Raw genomic sequence first — 13532 nt, 5'->3', positions numbered from 1 at the left:
TAGTTTACAGATTCTTAAACTTTATATTCTATAACTAGAATAAATTTTAAGGAGTATTTTATGAGTAATAATAACACTTTTCCATTACAATCTCATGCTATTACAAAAAAAGAAGAGAGACCAAATTCTCGAATAGAACTTAAGGTTGAAAATGACGAGCTTATTGATGTCAAAACAGGTGAATCTACTGGCAAAAATTATGAAGAATGCTTTAAAGTTATGCTAAAGAATAAAGATAATATTACACTTAACCAATACGATAGGCTTGAAGGAGAGTGCAATGATAGTGAATGCCAAGCTTGTATGGATGCATTTAATGCTGCTATAATAACAGTTATAGCTCTTCTCATAATAATCCAAACAAGTTAAGATATGGATTTATGGTAGTGGGGTTTGTATGCCAGCAGCGTATAGTTACGACTTAAGGAAAAAAGCAATGGAAGCATTGGATGAAGGAGAAAGTAGAGCAAATGTTGCCGAGAGATTTAAAATTGGAAAAACAACTCTATATGAGTGGCAGAAAAGACGTAAGGAAACGGGAGATTTTCAGTCAAAAAAGCCTGGAAGCGTAGGATATAACCATAAAATTACTGACTGGAATGTTTTTACCAAATTTGCAAAAAACCATGGTGGCAAAACTCAGTCAGAGATGGCTAAACTCTGGGGCAATATCAGTAGACAAACGATTCACCGTGCACTTAAAAATATTGGATTTACAAGAAAAAAAGACCTACGGATATAAAGAAAGAAATGAAGAGAAGCGAGCTCACTTTTCAAAGGTTATAGCAACAAAACGTCATGAAAATCTTGTATATATTGACGAATCTGGAATAGATAATACAGAAGACTACCCATACGGATACTGCAGAAAAGGAGAGAGGTTTCATTCACTAAAATCAGGTAAAAAAGCTCAGCGGGTCAGTATGATTGCAGCTCTAAATAAAGAGAAAATCATTGCTCCATTGACCTTTGAAGGATATTGCAATAAGGATGTTTTCGAGGCTTGGTTTGAGCAGTTTTTAACTCCAATTTTAAGGTCTGGCCAAACTGTAATTCTTGATAACGCTACTTTTCATAAATCTAAAAAAATAGATAATCTTGCTAAAGGAGTTGGTGCTGAAATTCTTTATCTTCCTCCATATTCTCCAGACTTTAACAAAATTGAGCATCAGTGGTTTGCTATAAAGAACAGAGCTAGAAAAAATATCCCTATTTTTAAGTCTTTCCGTCAAGCTGTTGATTCTGCTTTTTTATTCTGACTATTATGAGAAGAGCTATACCTGGATTGAAACTTAAGACGTAAAGGTAGAGAGGCATTTTTAAGAATAAAATAAATGGAGTCAGAAAAATCAGCGAATATATTTTCGAATATTGTGCTTAATCTGAAATCAATAGTGCTCAATAGAATTTAGACATAGGCTCGTTGAGCCTATGTACACCCAGATAACTTACAGCAACCCTCGATAAATATATGGTTGATTACTGAGGCTTAGCATTGCTTATGGTAGCCCACTTAATTTATTTCACTTCCACCAAGGGAATATTGTTCCAGCTATTGCTGCCATAGTTATCAATAGAAGCGTTTAGGTAATCTGTATCAAATCGTACTGGTACATCAAATTCGAAGCTTGCGGTGATTATTGTACCTTTTGCTGGTGGTTTCATAAATGCTATTTCTCCAGTTGAATAATTCACTGAATATTTTTCTGTCTTTTCACCATCTAGGTAAATTTTTATTGTATCATGCACTGGCTTTTTAATAGTTCGTGTATGCTTGTCTTTTCCACTTATGTAAGTTTTCATCAGTTGAAAGATCGTTTTTTTATCGTCTCCTATGCCAATTTCTTGATTGATAACTGTAAAGTCTGACCAATCCTTAAAACGAAACCCTATTGCTTTACCTTTTCGTGCCTGAAAAAATGTTATGAGTTCTGTTAGCTGCTCGTTTGACCTAACTCCATAAGCTATGTTATACCTGGCACGTGCACGAGACCAATTAATATTGCGCTGCTCACAACCATTATGAGTTGTTACAACGTCAGTGGAAAATTCAGGTCCTCCAGTAGAGCCATAAGATATATTTTCTGGAAATCTAATTTCTGTAAATGACATATGCCCTCCTGTAAAAATAAAATTGAGTTGATATAGATGAAGTAGGAAAGATCTTAAATTTTTGAAGCTGCTTTATCAATCAGGCTATAAATTTTAAATCCCGTTTCTTCTAAAAAAGTAAAGGTGTTGTTTTCTCCTACCTTACCTTTCAGTTCGTTAATGTCTTGATGACTCTGCGTTAACTGATATACACAAACACATGCAATGGCTAAAGCAACTCCAGCAAGACATGCTAAAGGAATTGGTTGAGTAAAAACAGCAGCTATAGCAGATGCTGTGAATGCTATAGCTGTTATTACAGTAGTTATGCTATAGATAGCTTCACCTCTGTAACTATTGATTAATTTCTTTTGTATTTCCTCTTGTTGTGTTTTTTGCTCGTGTGGATGAGAAATAGTAATTACTGTATCCGTATGAATTGGCTCACTAGCGCTGGTATCAATTCTCTCTTGTTGTGTTTTTTGTTCTTTATGATCTTGCGCAATTGCTGCTTTGCTAGTTTTGATATTATATTGTTCTTCTTGCTCTGATTGATCAGAAGCAGGAACTCTTTTACCTATTTCAAGAATTTCTTCACTGGAATTTTTTTTCATATCCTTAGAAGTTTCACTCAAGATCTTTGCTGTATTTTCACAAATTTTATTGTGTGTTTTTTCTAACATTGCTTCATGATTTTGTGAATTTGTTTCATCAATACTTCTATCAGCAGCTCTTTCTTTTAGTGGTTTCTGCTCTGATTGATTAGAAATAGGAGTGCTTTTATTCGAAAAAATCGGCTCACTAGTGCTGCTTTTTTGTCGTACTGGTTGCTCAGAAGCAGAAGCTTCTGTAACCTCACCAAAGATTTCTTCATTAGAAACTGATTGATTTTCTGTTATATCAGAAGGGATTTTGCTAAGAAGTGGCACAAAATGCCTCATGTAATTCACTACTCCTACAGTCTTTTTACTGTTATCCATCTTTAGTTGATCAAGATTCTCGCCTTCTATAAAAAACTCAGGGTCATCATGTGCTGTAATTTTAGTTACTGTAACTTTTTGACTTTCTTCATCTATTGAATAAATATAAAGCTCCACTTCGTACTTCTCACATATCATTCTACCTTCAATGTCTGGACGACCCCATATAGGTGCGTCAGCTGTATGTGTATTAGTAATATACTCTAAATATTTGAAAAAAGACTTCGCCTTGTCTTGCTTATTAAGTCCATTTTCGCTTATTACTTCTCCATCCGGATCTTTTTGAGGTACGAAATACTCTCCGGCATCTCTTATTACCGCTTTATAAACCCACTGATCTGGCTTTCTGTTTGCTCTAGCATAATCTGCGCAGTCTTTTCTTAATGATTTTGCAGTAAAACGATAATCAGGTTTTATGTTTAATTCATTCAATCCTTGAGCCACAGAGTCAAAAAAGCAATCCCCTGTCTTTATAGCAGCCCCGATTTTTAGTTTTTCAGGATAAGCGCTCTTTAGATTATGCAATAAATCACTTGATTTTTTATTTTCTTTGATTTTTTGAAAAAGAGCAATTGGCTCTCTTACATAGTTAGAATCTCTCATGTTATAACTCCAAAATAATAATTGTATTTTAATAGATTAACCAGCCTAGGAAGGCTAATTACTTAAGGTCGTGCTGTGTTGCAAGCAAACATCACCTACTTTTCTTGAACTAATATGTAGCCTATACATATTGTTACTTACTATATCTTAACTATACTTAAACTTTCTTGTGCTGTCAAGCAGGAAATTTATTAATCTTTTAACTCATTCACTTTTTTGCGTAATATATTCAAATCAGTTTTTCCTACAAAAAGACTATCTCCTATTATCAAAAAAGGTGTACCGCCTACTCCCAACTCCCTTACTAAAAGTTTACTATTGTTTATCATGTGCTCAATTTTGTCTGCATTATTTTTCATAGAGTTATTAAAATCTTCCTCGTTAATCCCTATACTTTTTACTATATCCAATATAGTTTCGTCTGAAAATTCTCCTCTGTGATCTAGTGCAGCATAGTGAAAATCTAAGTACTTTTCTTTATCGATAAAATAAGTTGCTAAAGCACCTTTTGCTGCCTTTAAGGAGTTGTTACCAAGTATTGGAGCATCCCTAAAGATATATTTAATTTTGCCATCATTGATCAACTGTTTTATGTCATTCTTTATTGCCTTACAATAGCCACAAGAATAGTCAAAGAACCCTACAGCTATGACATTGCTATTTTCATTTCCTGAGTAAGGATAAGTGGAGTCGAATATTTCATTTTTATGCTGAGAAATTTTATTTTTGGTTGCATTAGCATAACTATTTTTAGCTGACTCTTCCTGGAGAGCTTTTAGAACTCTATCAAAATTTTTACTGATGTAATTATCCAATCTCTCACCTATATAATCATCATTTAAGTTCTGACTGCGGTGCGAAAGCCAATTGTTTATTACTGGTAAACTTGCTACTGCAAGTATAAAAATCAATAAAAATGGTATTTTAGACATACACTTACTTAAAGAATACAAATATTAAAGAAATGCTCAATGTTAAAACATTTTTATCAAGAAATGCAAACTTTATAAAATGAAATTTAAGATATTTTTGTAAAGTTCATCATAAGATTTGGTGATGAAAAATTTTGCAGAGTAAGGCATTTATAAAGATTTAGATAGTCTTTACCGCTATTTCTAGCAAATTGTAAGCAAAAAAGTTGATTATCTTGTAATCGCTGCATATAATATCGGTAAGCGCGTCGCTAAGTAATATGAACACACTAAGTCTTACATTTCCGATAGTGTTGTTCGGATATAATAGAATGATTTTTCAATAAATGTAAGTAAAAAATGAGGTTTTTAAAAGCTGTCTTTAACTTAGCAATGTTAGCATTTTTTGTAGCTTCGACAGCTGAAGCAAGGTGGAGTAAGTACGAAGATGCTTCTGTCGAGGTTAAGTTTTCTAATGTTAACATTAATGTTAATAGAGATGGTACCTACGAAATGGAAGTAGAGCTTCAAGCAAAAATACTCAAGGAGTCTGGGCGTGATAGATTTTCTCTGTATAGTTTAATCTACAATGATGATAGTGCAGATTTGACTGTTTTAGAAGCTAAAACAGCTTATAACGGAGAGGAATATATAGTTACTGAAGATATGATGGAGGATAAGCCACTGGCTAGTCCTGGCAAAGGCTTTGATCAGCTAAGGCAAGTAACCATACCATTTCCCAAAATAGAAATTGGCACAGAAGTATATTTAAGATATAAAAAAGTTAACAAAAAGGTTCCTGTTGATAATTTTTATGGCTTGAGCTTCTCTTATTATGGAGATTATTTACAAGCAGAAAATACTAAAATCAACTCTGAATTGCCTCTAGAGATTAAAGTGAATGATCCAAGAAAAGTATTAGAGATTGCTGAGGAAAAAAAGGATGGTGTACATTATATAAACATTACCTTAAAGAAAGCAATTTATGAAAACACAATAAATGAACCACATAATGGAATATTGAATATTAAACATAACACTTGGGTATCACTGTCGAGCCTATCTAAATGGGATGATTTAGCTAAAAAATTAGCTCCTGGATATCATAGCGTCATTAATCAGCCACTTCCTGCAACTTTTATAGCTATAGCAGAATCTGCTGCCAATAAAAATACTGATGAGGAGAAAATTAATGCAGTCACTTCTTTATTGAATGAAAAAGTTCAATATATGGGAGATTGGCGCACAGTCTCAGGAAAATATTTTCCACGAGATTTAGAGAAAATTGCTGATTCTCAAGTTGGGGATTGCAAAGACTTTTCTGCTAGCACGGCTGCTATTCTGCAAAAACTTGGTTATAAAGTTCAACCTATTTTAGTTATTAGAGGAACTACTAGCACTTCTAATCCTGAAGCATTACCTAATATGGGTAATTTTAATCATGTGATGCTCAGAGTAATAAATAGAGATGGAAAAATATATTGGATTGATCCAACTAACACTGTCAGTATGGCACAGGGTATTTTTCCAGACATTGCTGATAGGAGTGCTCTAGTACTGGATTCTGAGGAAGCAGATTACATAAAAATTCCTGCTGTAAAAGCTGAAAATTCAAAAGTGATATCTCATAGTGAATTAACTATAGAAGATAATGTTGTAAATGAATATGGCCGGCTTACCGTGCAAGGGGAAGCAGCCTTAGGCTTAACAGGTGTTGGATTATATTATTCAAATGAGCAATTAAGGGATTCTGTTTTTCATATGATTAGTGGGGTATATCTTGATGAAGAAGAAAAGAAGTTCTTAGAATTGCCTGACCTTACTTTACGTAATGTAGAAGATCTTACAATCAAATATGAGTTTCAGCAAAAAAATAAGATTTTTAAGACAAATCTAGGACCTGCTTTGAATTTAGGAGATAATTGGCTTAATGATGTTGTCAATACAGCTTCTGACCAAGTGTCAGACCTTTTTATTGGTGTTCCTAAAACTAAGGAAAGCCATATGATAATAAAAGATATCAAAATTAAAAACTGTGAAAATTTGAATTTTGAAATAGATTCTCCTTGGTTATATGTAAATAGGTTCTGTAAATATAAAAATGATGGAACCGAATTTAGCAATTTAATAACCATAAAGAAAAGCTTTATTACCAATGAAGAATTAAAGACTGCTGAATATAAAAACTTAAAAAGCGAATTGGAGAATAATTTTTCTAGAGCCTCTATAATAATAAGTGAATGAGTTGTGCTGGGAAAAGCACTTCTTAAAAGGCTTAAAATTTTTAAAATATGTACAATAACTTACGCGACTTCATCAGAGCATTAGAAGAAAAAAAAGATCTAATTAGAATTAAAAAAGAAGTTTCAACTATTCTTGAAATGACAGAAATTCATCGTAGGGTTTTGTCAAACAAGGGACCAGCTATCATCTTTGAAAATGTTGTCACAGAAAATGGCAAAAATTCAATTCCCGTTTTAGTGAATTTATTTGGTACTATTGAGAGAATTGCATTCGGACTTGGTATAAATTCTGATGAATTAAGGGATCTGGGTAAACTTCTAGCATTTTTGCGATCACCTGAGCCGCCAAAAACCTTCAAAGATGCTGTGAAAATGTTTCCTCTACTAAAAGTTGTATTGTCGATGCGGAGCAAAGTTGTGAGCAAAGCCCCATGTCAAGAGGTGGTGCTAACTGGGGATAAGGTGGATCTTAGTTTGCTACCTATTCAGACATGCTGGCCAAACGAGCCTGCACCGCTTATCACTTGGCCACTTGTGGTAACAAAAGGACCAACAGCAGACAAGCAAGATAATTTTAATCTTGGAATATATCGTATGCAGGTTGTGAATAAAAAAACGACTCTCATGCGCTGGCTTGCACATCGTGGTGGTGCAGGTCACCATAAACGGTGGAAGGAGAGGGGGCAAAATATGAAGTTTCCTGCGGCTGCTGTGATTGGTAGCGATCCTGCAACGATTATTGCTGCGGTAACTCCGGTGCCGGAGACTTTATCAGAATACCAATTTGCCGGGCTGCTGCGAAAAAAACCACTTGAGCTTGTAAATTGTAAAACTATTCCTCTTCAGGTTCCAGCTCATGCTGAGATCGTTCTGGAAGGATATGTAAGTTTAGATAAGTATAGAGATGAAGGGCCATACGGAGACCATACCGGTTACTATAATGCTGTTGAACAGTTTCCTGAGTTTAACATTACTGCAATTACAATGCGCAAAGATCCAATTTATCTCAGCACTTTCACTGGCAAGCCACCAGATGAACCATCAATTCTTGGTGAAGCACTCAACGAAATTTTTGTGCCGATTCTCATCAATCAGTTTCCGGAGATAGTAGATTTTTATCTGCCTCCAGAAGGTTGTTCATATAGAATAGCGGTAGTGTCGATAAAAAAGGCTTATCCAGGGCATGCAAAAAGAATTGTTATGGGCATACTCGCTTTTCTCAAACAGTTCTTATACACCAAATTTATTATAGTTGTTGATGATGATATAAATATACGTGATTGGAAGGAAGTGATGTGGTCAATGTCAACAAGGATGGACCCTGTACGTGATACAATCATGATAGAAAGTGCCCCTATTGATTATTTAGATTTTGCTTCCCCTGAAAGCGGTCTCGGAGGTAAAATAGGGTTTGATGCAACAAACAAACTTCCACCTGAAACCAAACGAGAATGGGGAAGAAAAATTGAAATGAGCGAGGAAATAATAAAGAAAGTTACAGAGAAGTGGAAGGAATATGGGTTGACAGATGATTGAGATATGATGTAGACTACCGCCGTGTATTTAGGTGTGGTTTGTGAGGCTTTTATATCTTTTATTTTTGTCGGCATGTTTTTCTCTGTATTACTATGTGGGTCCTACATTCTCGCCTTGCCCAAAAGCAACAGTTTGCTTCTCACCTGAAGAAGACTGTGCTGTACCGATAATCAGCGAGATAGACCAATCTAAAGAATCTATCTTAGTTCAAGAATATACATTTACTCTTGGAACAGTTGCAAAATCTTTGATTAACGCCAAAGAGCGTGGTGTTGATGTTAAAGTCGTCTTAGATAAATCACAACTCCATTCAAAATATAGTGTCATAAGCGAATTGTTTTCAAATGGAATACCGATTTGGATCGATAATAAGCCAAAAATTGCTCATAATAAGGTAATAATTGTTGATAATCAAAAAGTCATCACAGGATCGTTTAACCTCAGTAAGACAGCTGAAAAGGGAAACGCTGAAAATTTATTAATTATTGAAAATTATCCTGAATTAGTCCAGCAGTATGTGAAGAACTGGGAAATACGAATGTCACAATCCTATCAATATGCTCCCTAGATACTTGATATCAAAAAAAGTCTTTTTATTGATAGATTTAATTTCTTGTGATATAATAAATTAAAAGGTTTTAAGGGGTAGGTAATGGATTACATAAATGATGCTGCTGATAGTTACGCTGCCATTCATGATTTTTTTCAAAATAATGGTGTTGGAGATTACAAAGTTTAATGCAATTATGGTGGTGTACCGTATGCTACTGACGAATATGTACATTCTGGAGACAAATTTTGGAGCAATAATTTTATAGACTCACATTTTGGAAGGGAAATAAAAATGTATCCTCAAAGTGAGCTTTTAGCTAAAGAGTATGCTGGTAATACACTACCGGTTTCAATATCACTAGACAAGGATCTAATAAAAATAAAAGAATGTCAGAAAAAAACTAAATTTGTAGAACTAGAAGGGGAATCAGGTGATATAGTATATGATAAGCAAAAGCATATAAAGTGCTACACGACAAAGTTATCATATGACGATGTTTCTGTTCATAATAAAAACGAAGTTTCAATACTGAATATTAGATATGATATGCCAAATGATCTGAGATACAGTTTAAACATAGCCTTCACAAAGGTTAATGATAATCAACCAGGTTTTTGGCAAAAATTTAAAAATATGTTTTAATAAAGTAGCTTCTCAATCAGGAATATTCTGGTGGAAAATGAATATCTACTTAGTAATGAATTTGGTCAGTAGCTACTAAGTTTTTCTTATAGCTATACAACGAAGGTTTGCTGGTCTTACATTTATTCTCTGCAAGACAAAAAATTCACATAATTGTACATAGTATGGAATAAATAAACTTCCACTATATTTTTCGATTAAACTTACCTTTTCTCTATTGAACAGATTTCGTATTAAATCTTAAGCTCAACGCACCTAAATATATAAGCATTCCCAGCAAAATCATAGGTATAGAAAGAAATTGTCCCATAGTTAAATTGAACCATAAATAGCCAATTTGATAGTCTGGCTCGCGGAAAAATTCAACCACAAAACGTGCTATTCCATACCACATAACTGCAATACCAGTTGTTGCACCGTAATACAGTTTCACTCTAGTCAAGAAAAACAGTGAATTTGCAACTACAAAAAGTAGCGCTCCTTCAAAAAATGCCTCATAAAGTTGGCTTGGATGGCGCAATAAATTATCACCATTTTCTGGAAATACCATACCCCACGGCATATTTGTAACCCTGCCAAATAACTCTCCATTTATAAAATTACCTATGCGGCCTAGAAGTAAACCTATCGGAACTCCACAAGAAATTAGATCCAGTGTGTAAAATATAGGAATGTTATGTCTTCTACAGGAGATTATTACTGCAAGCAAAACTCCTATAGCACCGCCATGAAATGACATACCTCCTTCCCAGGTCTTTAGTATTTCGATAGGATTGCTTATATAGAGAACTGGATCATATATCAATACGTACCCAAGCCTACCTCCAAGGATAATGCCTATAATAACGGCTGTTAATAACGAATCGTAAAAATTCTTAGTAAATATTTTTTGATTGTCTAGCTTATGTAAATACCAATATGCAAAAACTATACCCAAAACATATGCTAAAGAGTACCAATATATAGAAACAGGACCGATGCTAAAAATAACTGGACTTAAAGACATATTTTACTACAAATTATTCTTAGACAATCTACTTTTCTCACGGTCCCACTCTCTCTGTTTTATAGTTGCTCTCTTATCGTAGAGTTTTTTTCCTTTAACAATAGCAATTTTAGTTTTTGCCAACCCTTTATCATTAAAATAGATAGAAAGTGGCACAACAGTTATTCCAGAGGTTTTGATTTGACCAATTAGCTTATTTATCTCTTTTTTATGCAAAAGCAATTTTCGTTCTCTTTTTGGCTTGTGATTCTTTTGGTTTGCAGCTTTATACTCTGCGATATGCATATTGTTTAGCCATATTTCACCTTTTTTTTCAGTAACGTAAGCATCAGAAATGTTTGCTTTTCTTTCCCTTAGTGATTTCACTTCACTACTTAAGAGGATCATACCTGCTTCAAATTCTTCTAAGATAAAGTATTCAAACCTTGCTTTTCTATTTTCTGCAATAACTTCCATATCTAAAGATATCTTTAAGCTTCAATATATTACAGAACTTTTGGTTTAATTCATAACAAAACAATTATCTCAGTAAATGCAAGTTTGGTTAAAAAAGCTCCAATCTTCCTGCAAGTGTAATTTGTTCCACTCTTCCTACTGCCATTTCAGCCCTAGGACTAGCATTACCTGACAAAGAACTTATCACATCTTTGCAGCCCCATTCAATAGCAAAGTGTAAAGGAGCATATCTATTATTGTTCTGTTTACTAACATATGCCCCACTTTCAATTAAAATATCTCTTATACTTTCATGATCGCTAGCAAAATGCAAAGGAGTGCGTCCACAACTATCCCACACATTAACACATGCTCCATGTTCAATCAGAGTTCTTACTATGTTTTCATTATCACTTTCAGCAGCAAAATGCAAGGGAGTGCTTCTATAATTATCCCACGCATCGACATATGCTCCGTGTTCAATTAGAGCTATTACTATGTTCTCATAGCCACTCTTAGTAGCAAAATGTAGAGGAGTGTGTCCATCATTGTTCTGCGCGTTAACATCTGCTCCACATGCAATTAGAGCTCTTACTACACTTTCATTCCCACCTTCGGCAGCAAGATGTAAAGGTGTACATACACCTACGACAATGTTGCAAATTTTTATTTTCCTTTCCATTATGTCCAGAAGAGTTCGGTAGCTCTTTTACGCGAAATACCACATTTACGTCCTCAAGGTTAATTTCAATTCTCTTGACCAATGTTCTGATAATATCACGTTTAGTTAACCAGTCTGCGTTATCAAGGTTTAACGTAATATTGGAAGAAAAGTCTTCTAAATTGGCCACAACCAGAGTTACCTCCTGTTCTAATTCCTTTTGATAAAATATCTTTTTCTTCTCTTCTTTAATTGTTTTTAAGCTTTGTTTCATTGCTTTAATTCGTGGTTCAAATTCCTCTTGATTGATATATTCTTGAGCATAACTATCGATAAGTCTAGCAATACCACGTTTTAATTTATTTTCTTGTTTCTCTAGCAGGTCACTTTTTTGATCCAATGATGATTTTTTTAGTTCTGAAAGCCTACGCTTGTATTCTTCTAAAATCCTGTTTGGATTTTTCAATAACTGCTTAACCTCTTCCCACACAGCTGTTTCTAATGCATCTGAGCGAATGGGTTTATTGTCACAAATCTTATTACCACCAAAACGGTAAGAATCTTTACCACTACAACGGTAATATGCATAATGACCACCTTCTTCTTCTCGTCTACTTCTCATGCAAGTTCCGTAACATCCGTAATTACAACGCTTACATATGACTAAACCTTGTAGTAAGTACTTTGCTCCTCTTTTTCTTGTCCTTGCTACTTTTCTATTTTCAGCTAATTGTTCTTGAACAATATCAAATATATCTTCATCTACTATATTTGGCACTTTAATATAAATCCAATTTGCTTTTTCAACAGGATAGACAGAGTGGTTACTTTTTGGCTGCTCACAAGAGCCTTTCTGTGGTCTTACTTGCTTTAATCTTACTCCTAACCTTCTTCTACCAAAAGCTGCTTGTCCTTTGTAAGCAGGGTTTTTCAACATACTCCAAATTGTACCTTTATTCCAGCGTTCTTTTCCTTTTTGTGTCTTAATGGACATAGTATTTAGCCGACGACATACTTCCCCAATACTTGTTCTTTCTCTGCCTATCCACAAAAATACTTTACGAACGACATCAGCTTCTTTTTCGTTAATCTCAAATAAAGCTTGTCCTCCTCCCATATGCTTATCTATATAACGATAACCATAAGGAGCTCCTCCCATTACATTTACATAGCCTTTGTTAGCTGCATAGATTTTACCACGACGACTTCGTTCCATAATTTTCGCACGTTCATATTCTGCTATCATACCTTGCATTTGTAACAGTAATTGAGATTCTGGGTTACCGTTAATCTCATAATTTAAAAAAACCACTTTTGCTCCTGCTTTTTCAAATTCTTCAATCAGCACCATTTGATATGCATATTTTCTAGATAAACGATCAGGAGAATGAATGTAAATCTTATCAATTTTACCTTCTGTTACTTTATCACGTAATTTTTCTAAATCAGGGCGGACTAAATGAGATCCACTGTAGCCGTTATCAATAAATTTATACTCACTTAACAATCTGTATCCGTCCAGATTAATTTGCTTCTCTAAAGCTGCAATTTGACTTTCTATCGTATTTCCTTCTACTTGTTTCCCCGAAGAAACTCTCGCATATAAACATACTGTTACCATTTGACCCTCCTTGAATCCCATTTTTATGTTTTAAGTTTTTTTGACTTATTTCCTTTGACACTACCTTTTCATAAGCATCTGATAAGCATTGTTCTGCTAACCGATTAGGTTCATAGCTACAGCTAATTTGGATAGCTAATCTCTTGTTTCTCATGACTTTTCCTTGAAATAATATGTTCATATCATTCCTTAAAGCCGATGGTTAATTGATTATTAGCGCTATAAGTAAATCGGACTCTTGGTTCTGGAC

Annotated in this window: 13 protein-coding genes; 6 read left to right on the top strand and 7 right to left on the bottom strand. The window is 34.3% G+C overall.

The window, feature by feature from the left end:
• Positions 1 to 60 precede the first annotated feature (60 nt).
• Complete coding sequence (locus tag ABWU56_RS04970; RefSeq protein ID WP_353281198.1) at positions 61 to 369, top strand: hypothetical protein; 309 nt, start codon at positions 61 to 63, stop codon at positions 367 to 369.
• Between the two features lie 28 nt (positions 370 to 397).
• Positions 398 to 1259 (top strand): IS630 family transposase gene (locus tag ABWU56_RS04965; RefSeq protein WP_265028085.1). Its coding sequence is split into 2 segments (ribosomal slippage): positions 398 to 723 and positions 722 to 1259, totalling 864 coding nucleotides; the frame shifts between segments, so codons are not numbered across the junction.
• Between the two features lie 259 nt (positions 1260 to 1518).
• Here ABWU56_RS04965 and ABWU56_RS04960 read toward each other — a convergent pair.
• The 3 genes from ABWU56_RS04960 to ABWU56_RS04950 all read right to left on the bottom strand — a co-directional run bounded on the left by ABWU56_RS04960 (position 1519) and on the right by ABWU56_RS04950 (position 4606).
• Entirely contained in the window at positions 1519 to 2112 is a 594-nt protein-coding gene (locus ABWU56_RS04960) for a TIGR02217 family protein (RefSeq protein WP_010405410.1), read from the bottom strand.
• 53 nt (positions 2113 to 2165) lie between these two features.
• Positions 2166 to 3674, bottom strand: coding sequence for a hypothetical protein (locus ABWU56_RS04955; protein WP_353281196.1), 1509 nt, complete (start codon positions 3672 to 3674; stop codon positions 2166 to 2168).
• A 191-nt stretch (positions 3675 to 3865) separates the two neighbouring features.
• Complete coding sequence (locus tag ABWU56_RS04950; protein ID WP_353281194.1) at positions 3866 to 4606, bottom strand: DsbA family protein; 741 nt, start codon at positions 4604 to 4606, stop codon at positions 3866 to 3868.
• A gap of 339 nt (positions 4607 to 4945) precedes the next feature.
• On the opposite strand from ABWU56_RS04950, the gene ABWU56_RS04945 reads away from it, so the two are divergent.
• The 4 genes from ABWU56_RS04945 to ABWU56_RS04930 all read left to right on the top strand — a co-directional run bounded on the left by ABWU56_RS04945 (position 4946) and on the right by ABWU56_RS04930 (position 9559).
• Positions 4946 to 6829 (top strand): DUF3857 domain-containing protein, encoded by a 1884-nt coding sequence (locus tag ABWU56_RS04945; protein WP_353281192.1) that lies wholly within the window; start codon positions 4946 to 4948, stop codon positions 6827 to 6829.
• Between the two features lie 47 nt (positions 6830 to 6876).
• Positions 6877 to 8364, top strand: a complete 1488-nt coding sequence (locus ABWU56_RS04940; RefSeq protein ID WP_353281190.1) for a UbiD family decarboxylase — start codon at positions 6877 to 6879, stop codon at positions 8362 to 8364.
• A 40-nt stretch (positions 8365 to 8404) separates the two neighbouring features.
• Positions 8405 to 8932 carry a phospholipase D family protein gene (locus ABWU56_RS04935; protein ID WP_007301949.1) on the top strand — a complete coding sequence of 176 codons (528 nt, stop codon included), beginning with the start codon at positions 8405 to 8407 and terminating at the stop codon, positions 8930 to 8932.
• 276 nt (positions 8933 to 9208) lie between these two features.
• The gene (locus ABWU56_RS04930) at positions 9209 to 9559 is read left to right on the top strand and encodes a hypothetical protein (protein ID WP_353281189.1); all 351 of its coding nucleotides are present in this window, start codon (positions 9209 to 9211) and stop codon (positions 9557 to 9559) included.
• A 214-nt stretch (positions 9560 to 9773) separates the two neighbouring features.
• Here ABWU56_RS04930 and lgt read toward each other — a convergent pair whose 3' ends face one another.
• From lgt to ABWU56_RS04910, 4 genes are all read right to left on the bottom strand, one after another.
• Positions 9774 to 10565, bottom strand: a complete 792-nt coding sequence (gene lgt, locus ABWU56_RS04925; protein ID WP_010402205.1) for a prolipoprotein diacylglyceryl transferase — start codon at positions 10563 to 10565, stop codon at positions 9774 to 9776.
• A 6-nt stretch (positions 10566 to 10571) separates the two neighbouring features.
• Positions 10572 to 11021 (bottom strand): SsrA-binding protein SmpB, encoded by a 450-nt coding sequence (gene smpB / locus ABWU56_RS04920; RefSeq protein ID WP_015587785.1) that lies wholly within the window; start codon positions 11019 to 11021, stop codon positions 10572 to 10574.
• An 88-nt stretch (positions 11022 to 11109) separates the two neighbouring features.
• On the bottom strand, positions 11110 to 11682 hold the full coding sequence (locus ABWU56_RS04915; RefSeq protein ID WP_246111591.1) for an ankyrin repeat domain-containing protein: 573 nt from the start codon (positions 11680 to 11682) through the stop codon (positions 11110 to 11112).
• Positions 11603 to 13303: a recombinase family protein gene (locus ABWU56_RS04910; RefSeq protein WP_149168948.1), complete on the bottom strand. Its 1701-nt coding sequence runs from the start codon at positions 13301 to 13303 to the stop codon at positions 11603 to 11605. Before ABWU56_RS04910 ends, ABWU56_RS04915 begins: the two co-directional genes overlap by 80 nt.
• Positions 13304 to 13532: the final 229 nt, after the last annotated feature.

It is taken from the genome of Wolbachia endosymbiont (group B) of Horisme vitalbata (assembly GCF_964028625.1).
Lineage (GTDB): Bacteria > Pseudomonadota > Alphaproteobacteria > Rickettsiales > Anaplasmataceae > Wolbachia.
Note: the sequence above shows the minus strand (reverse complement) of the source record. Positions and strands in the feature narration are given on the sequence as shown.

Bases quoted from the DNA above. Each gene is read 5' to 3' on its own strand.
- ABWU56_RS04970 (WP_353281198.1), top strand. From the start codon at position 61: ATGAGTAATAATAACACTTTTCCATTACAATCTCATGCTATTACAAAA.
- ABWU56_RS04960 (WP_010405410.1), bottom strand. From the start codon at position 2,112: ATGTCATTTACAGAAATTAGATTTCCAGAAAATATATCTTATGGCTCT.
- ABWU56_RS04955 (WP_353281196.1), bottom strand. From the start codon at position 3,674: ATGAGAGATTCTAACTATGTAAGAGAGCCAATTGCTCTTTTTCAAAAA.
- ABWU56_RS04950 (WP_353281194.1), bottom strand. From the start codon at position 4,606: ATGTCTAAAATACCATTTTTATTGATTTTTATACTTGCAGTAGCAAGT.
- ABWU56_RS04945 (WP_353281192.1), top strand. From the start codon at position 4,946: ATGAGGTTTTTAAAAGCTGTCTTTAACTTAGCAATGTTAGCATTTTTT.
- ABWU56_RS04940 (WP_353281190.1), top strand. From the start codon at position 6,877: ATGTACAATAACTTACGCGACTTCATCAGAGCATTAGAAGAAAAAAAA.
- ABWU56_RS04930 (WP_353281189.1), top strand. From the start codon at position 9,209: ATGTATCCTCAAAGTGAGCTTTTAGCTAAAGAGTATGCTGGTAATACA.
- lgt (WP_010402205.1), bottom strand. From the start codon at position 10,565: ATGTCTTTAAGTCCAGTTATTTTTAGCATCGGTCCTGTTTCTATATAT.
- smpB (WP_015587785.1), bottom strand. From the start codon at position 11,021: ATGGAAGTTATTGCAGAAAATAGAAAAGCAAGGTTTGAATACTTTATC.
- ABWU56_RS04915 (WP_246111591.1), bottom strand. From the start codon at position 11,682: ATGGAAAGGAAAATAAAAATTTGCAACATTGTCGTAGGTGTATGTACA.
- ABWU56_RS04910 (WP_149168948.1), bottom strand. From the start codon at position 13,303: ATGGGATTCAAGGAGGGTCAAATGGTAACAGTATGTTTATATGCGAGA.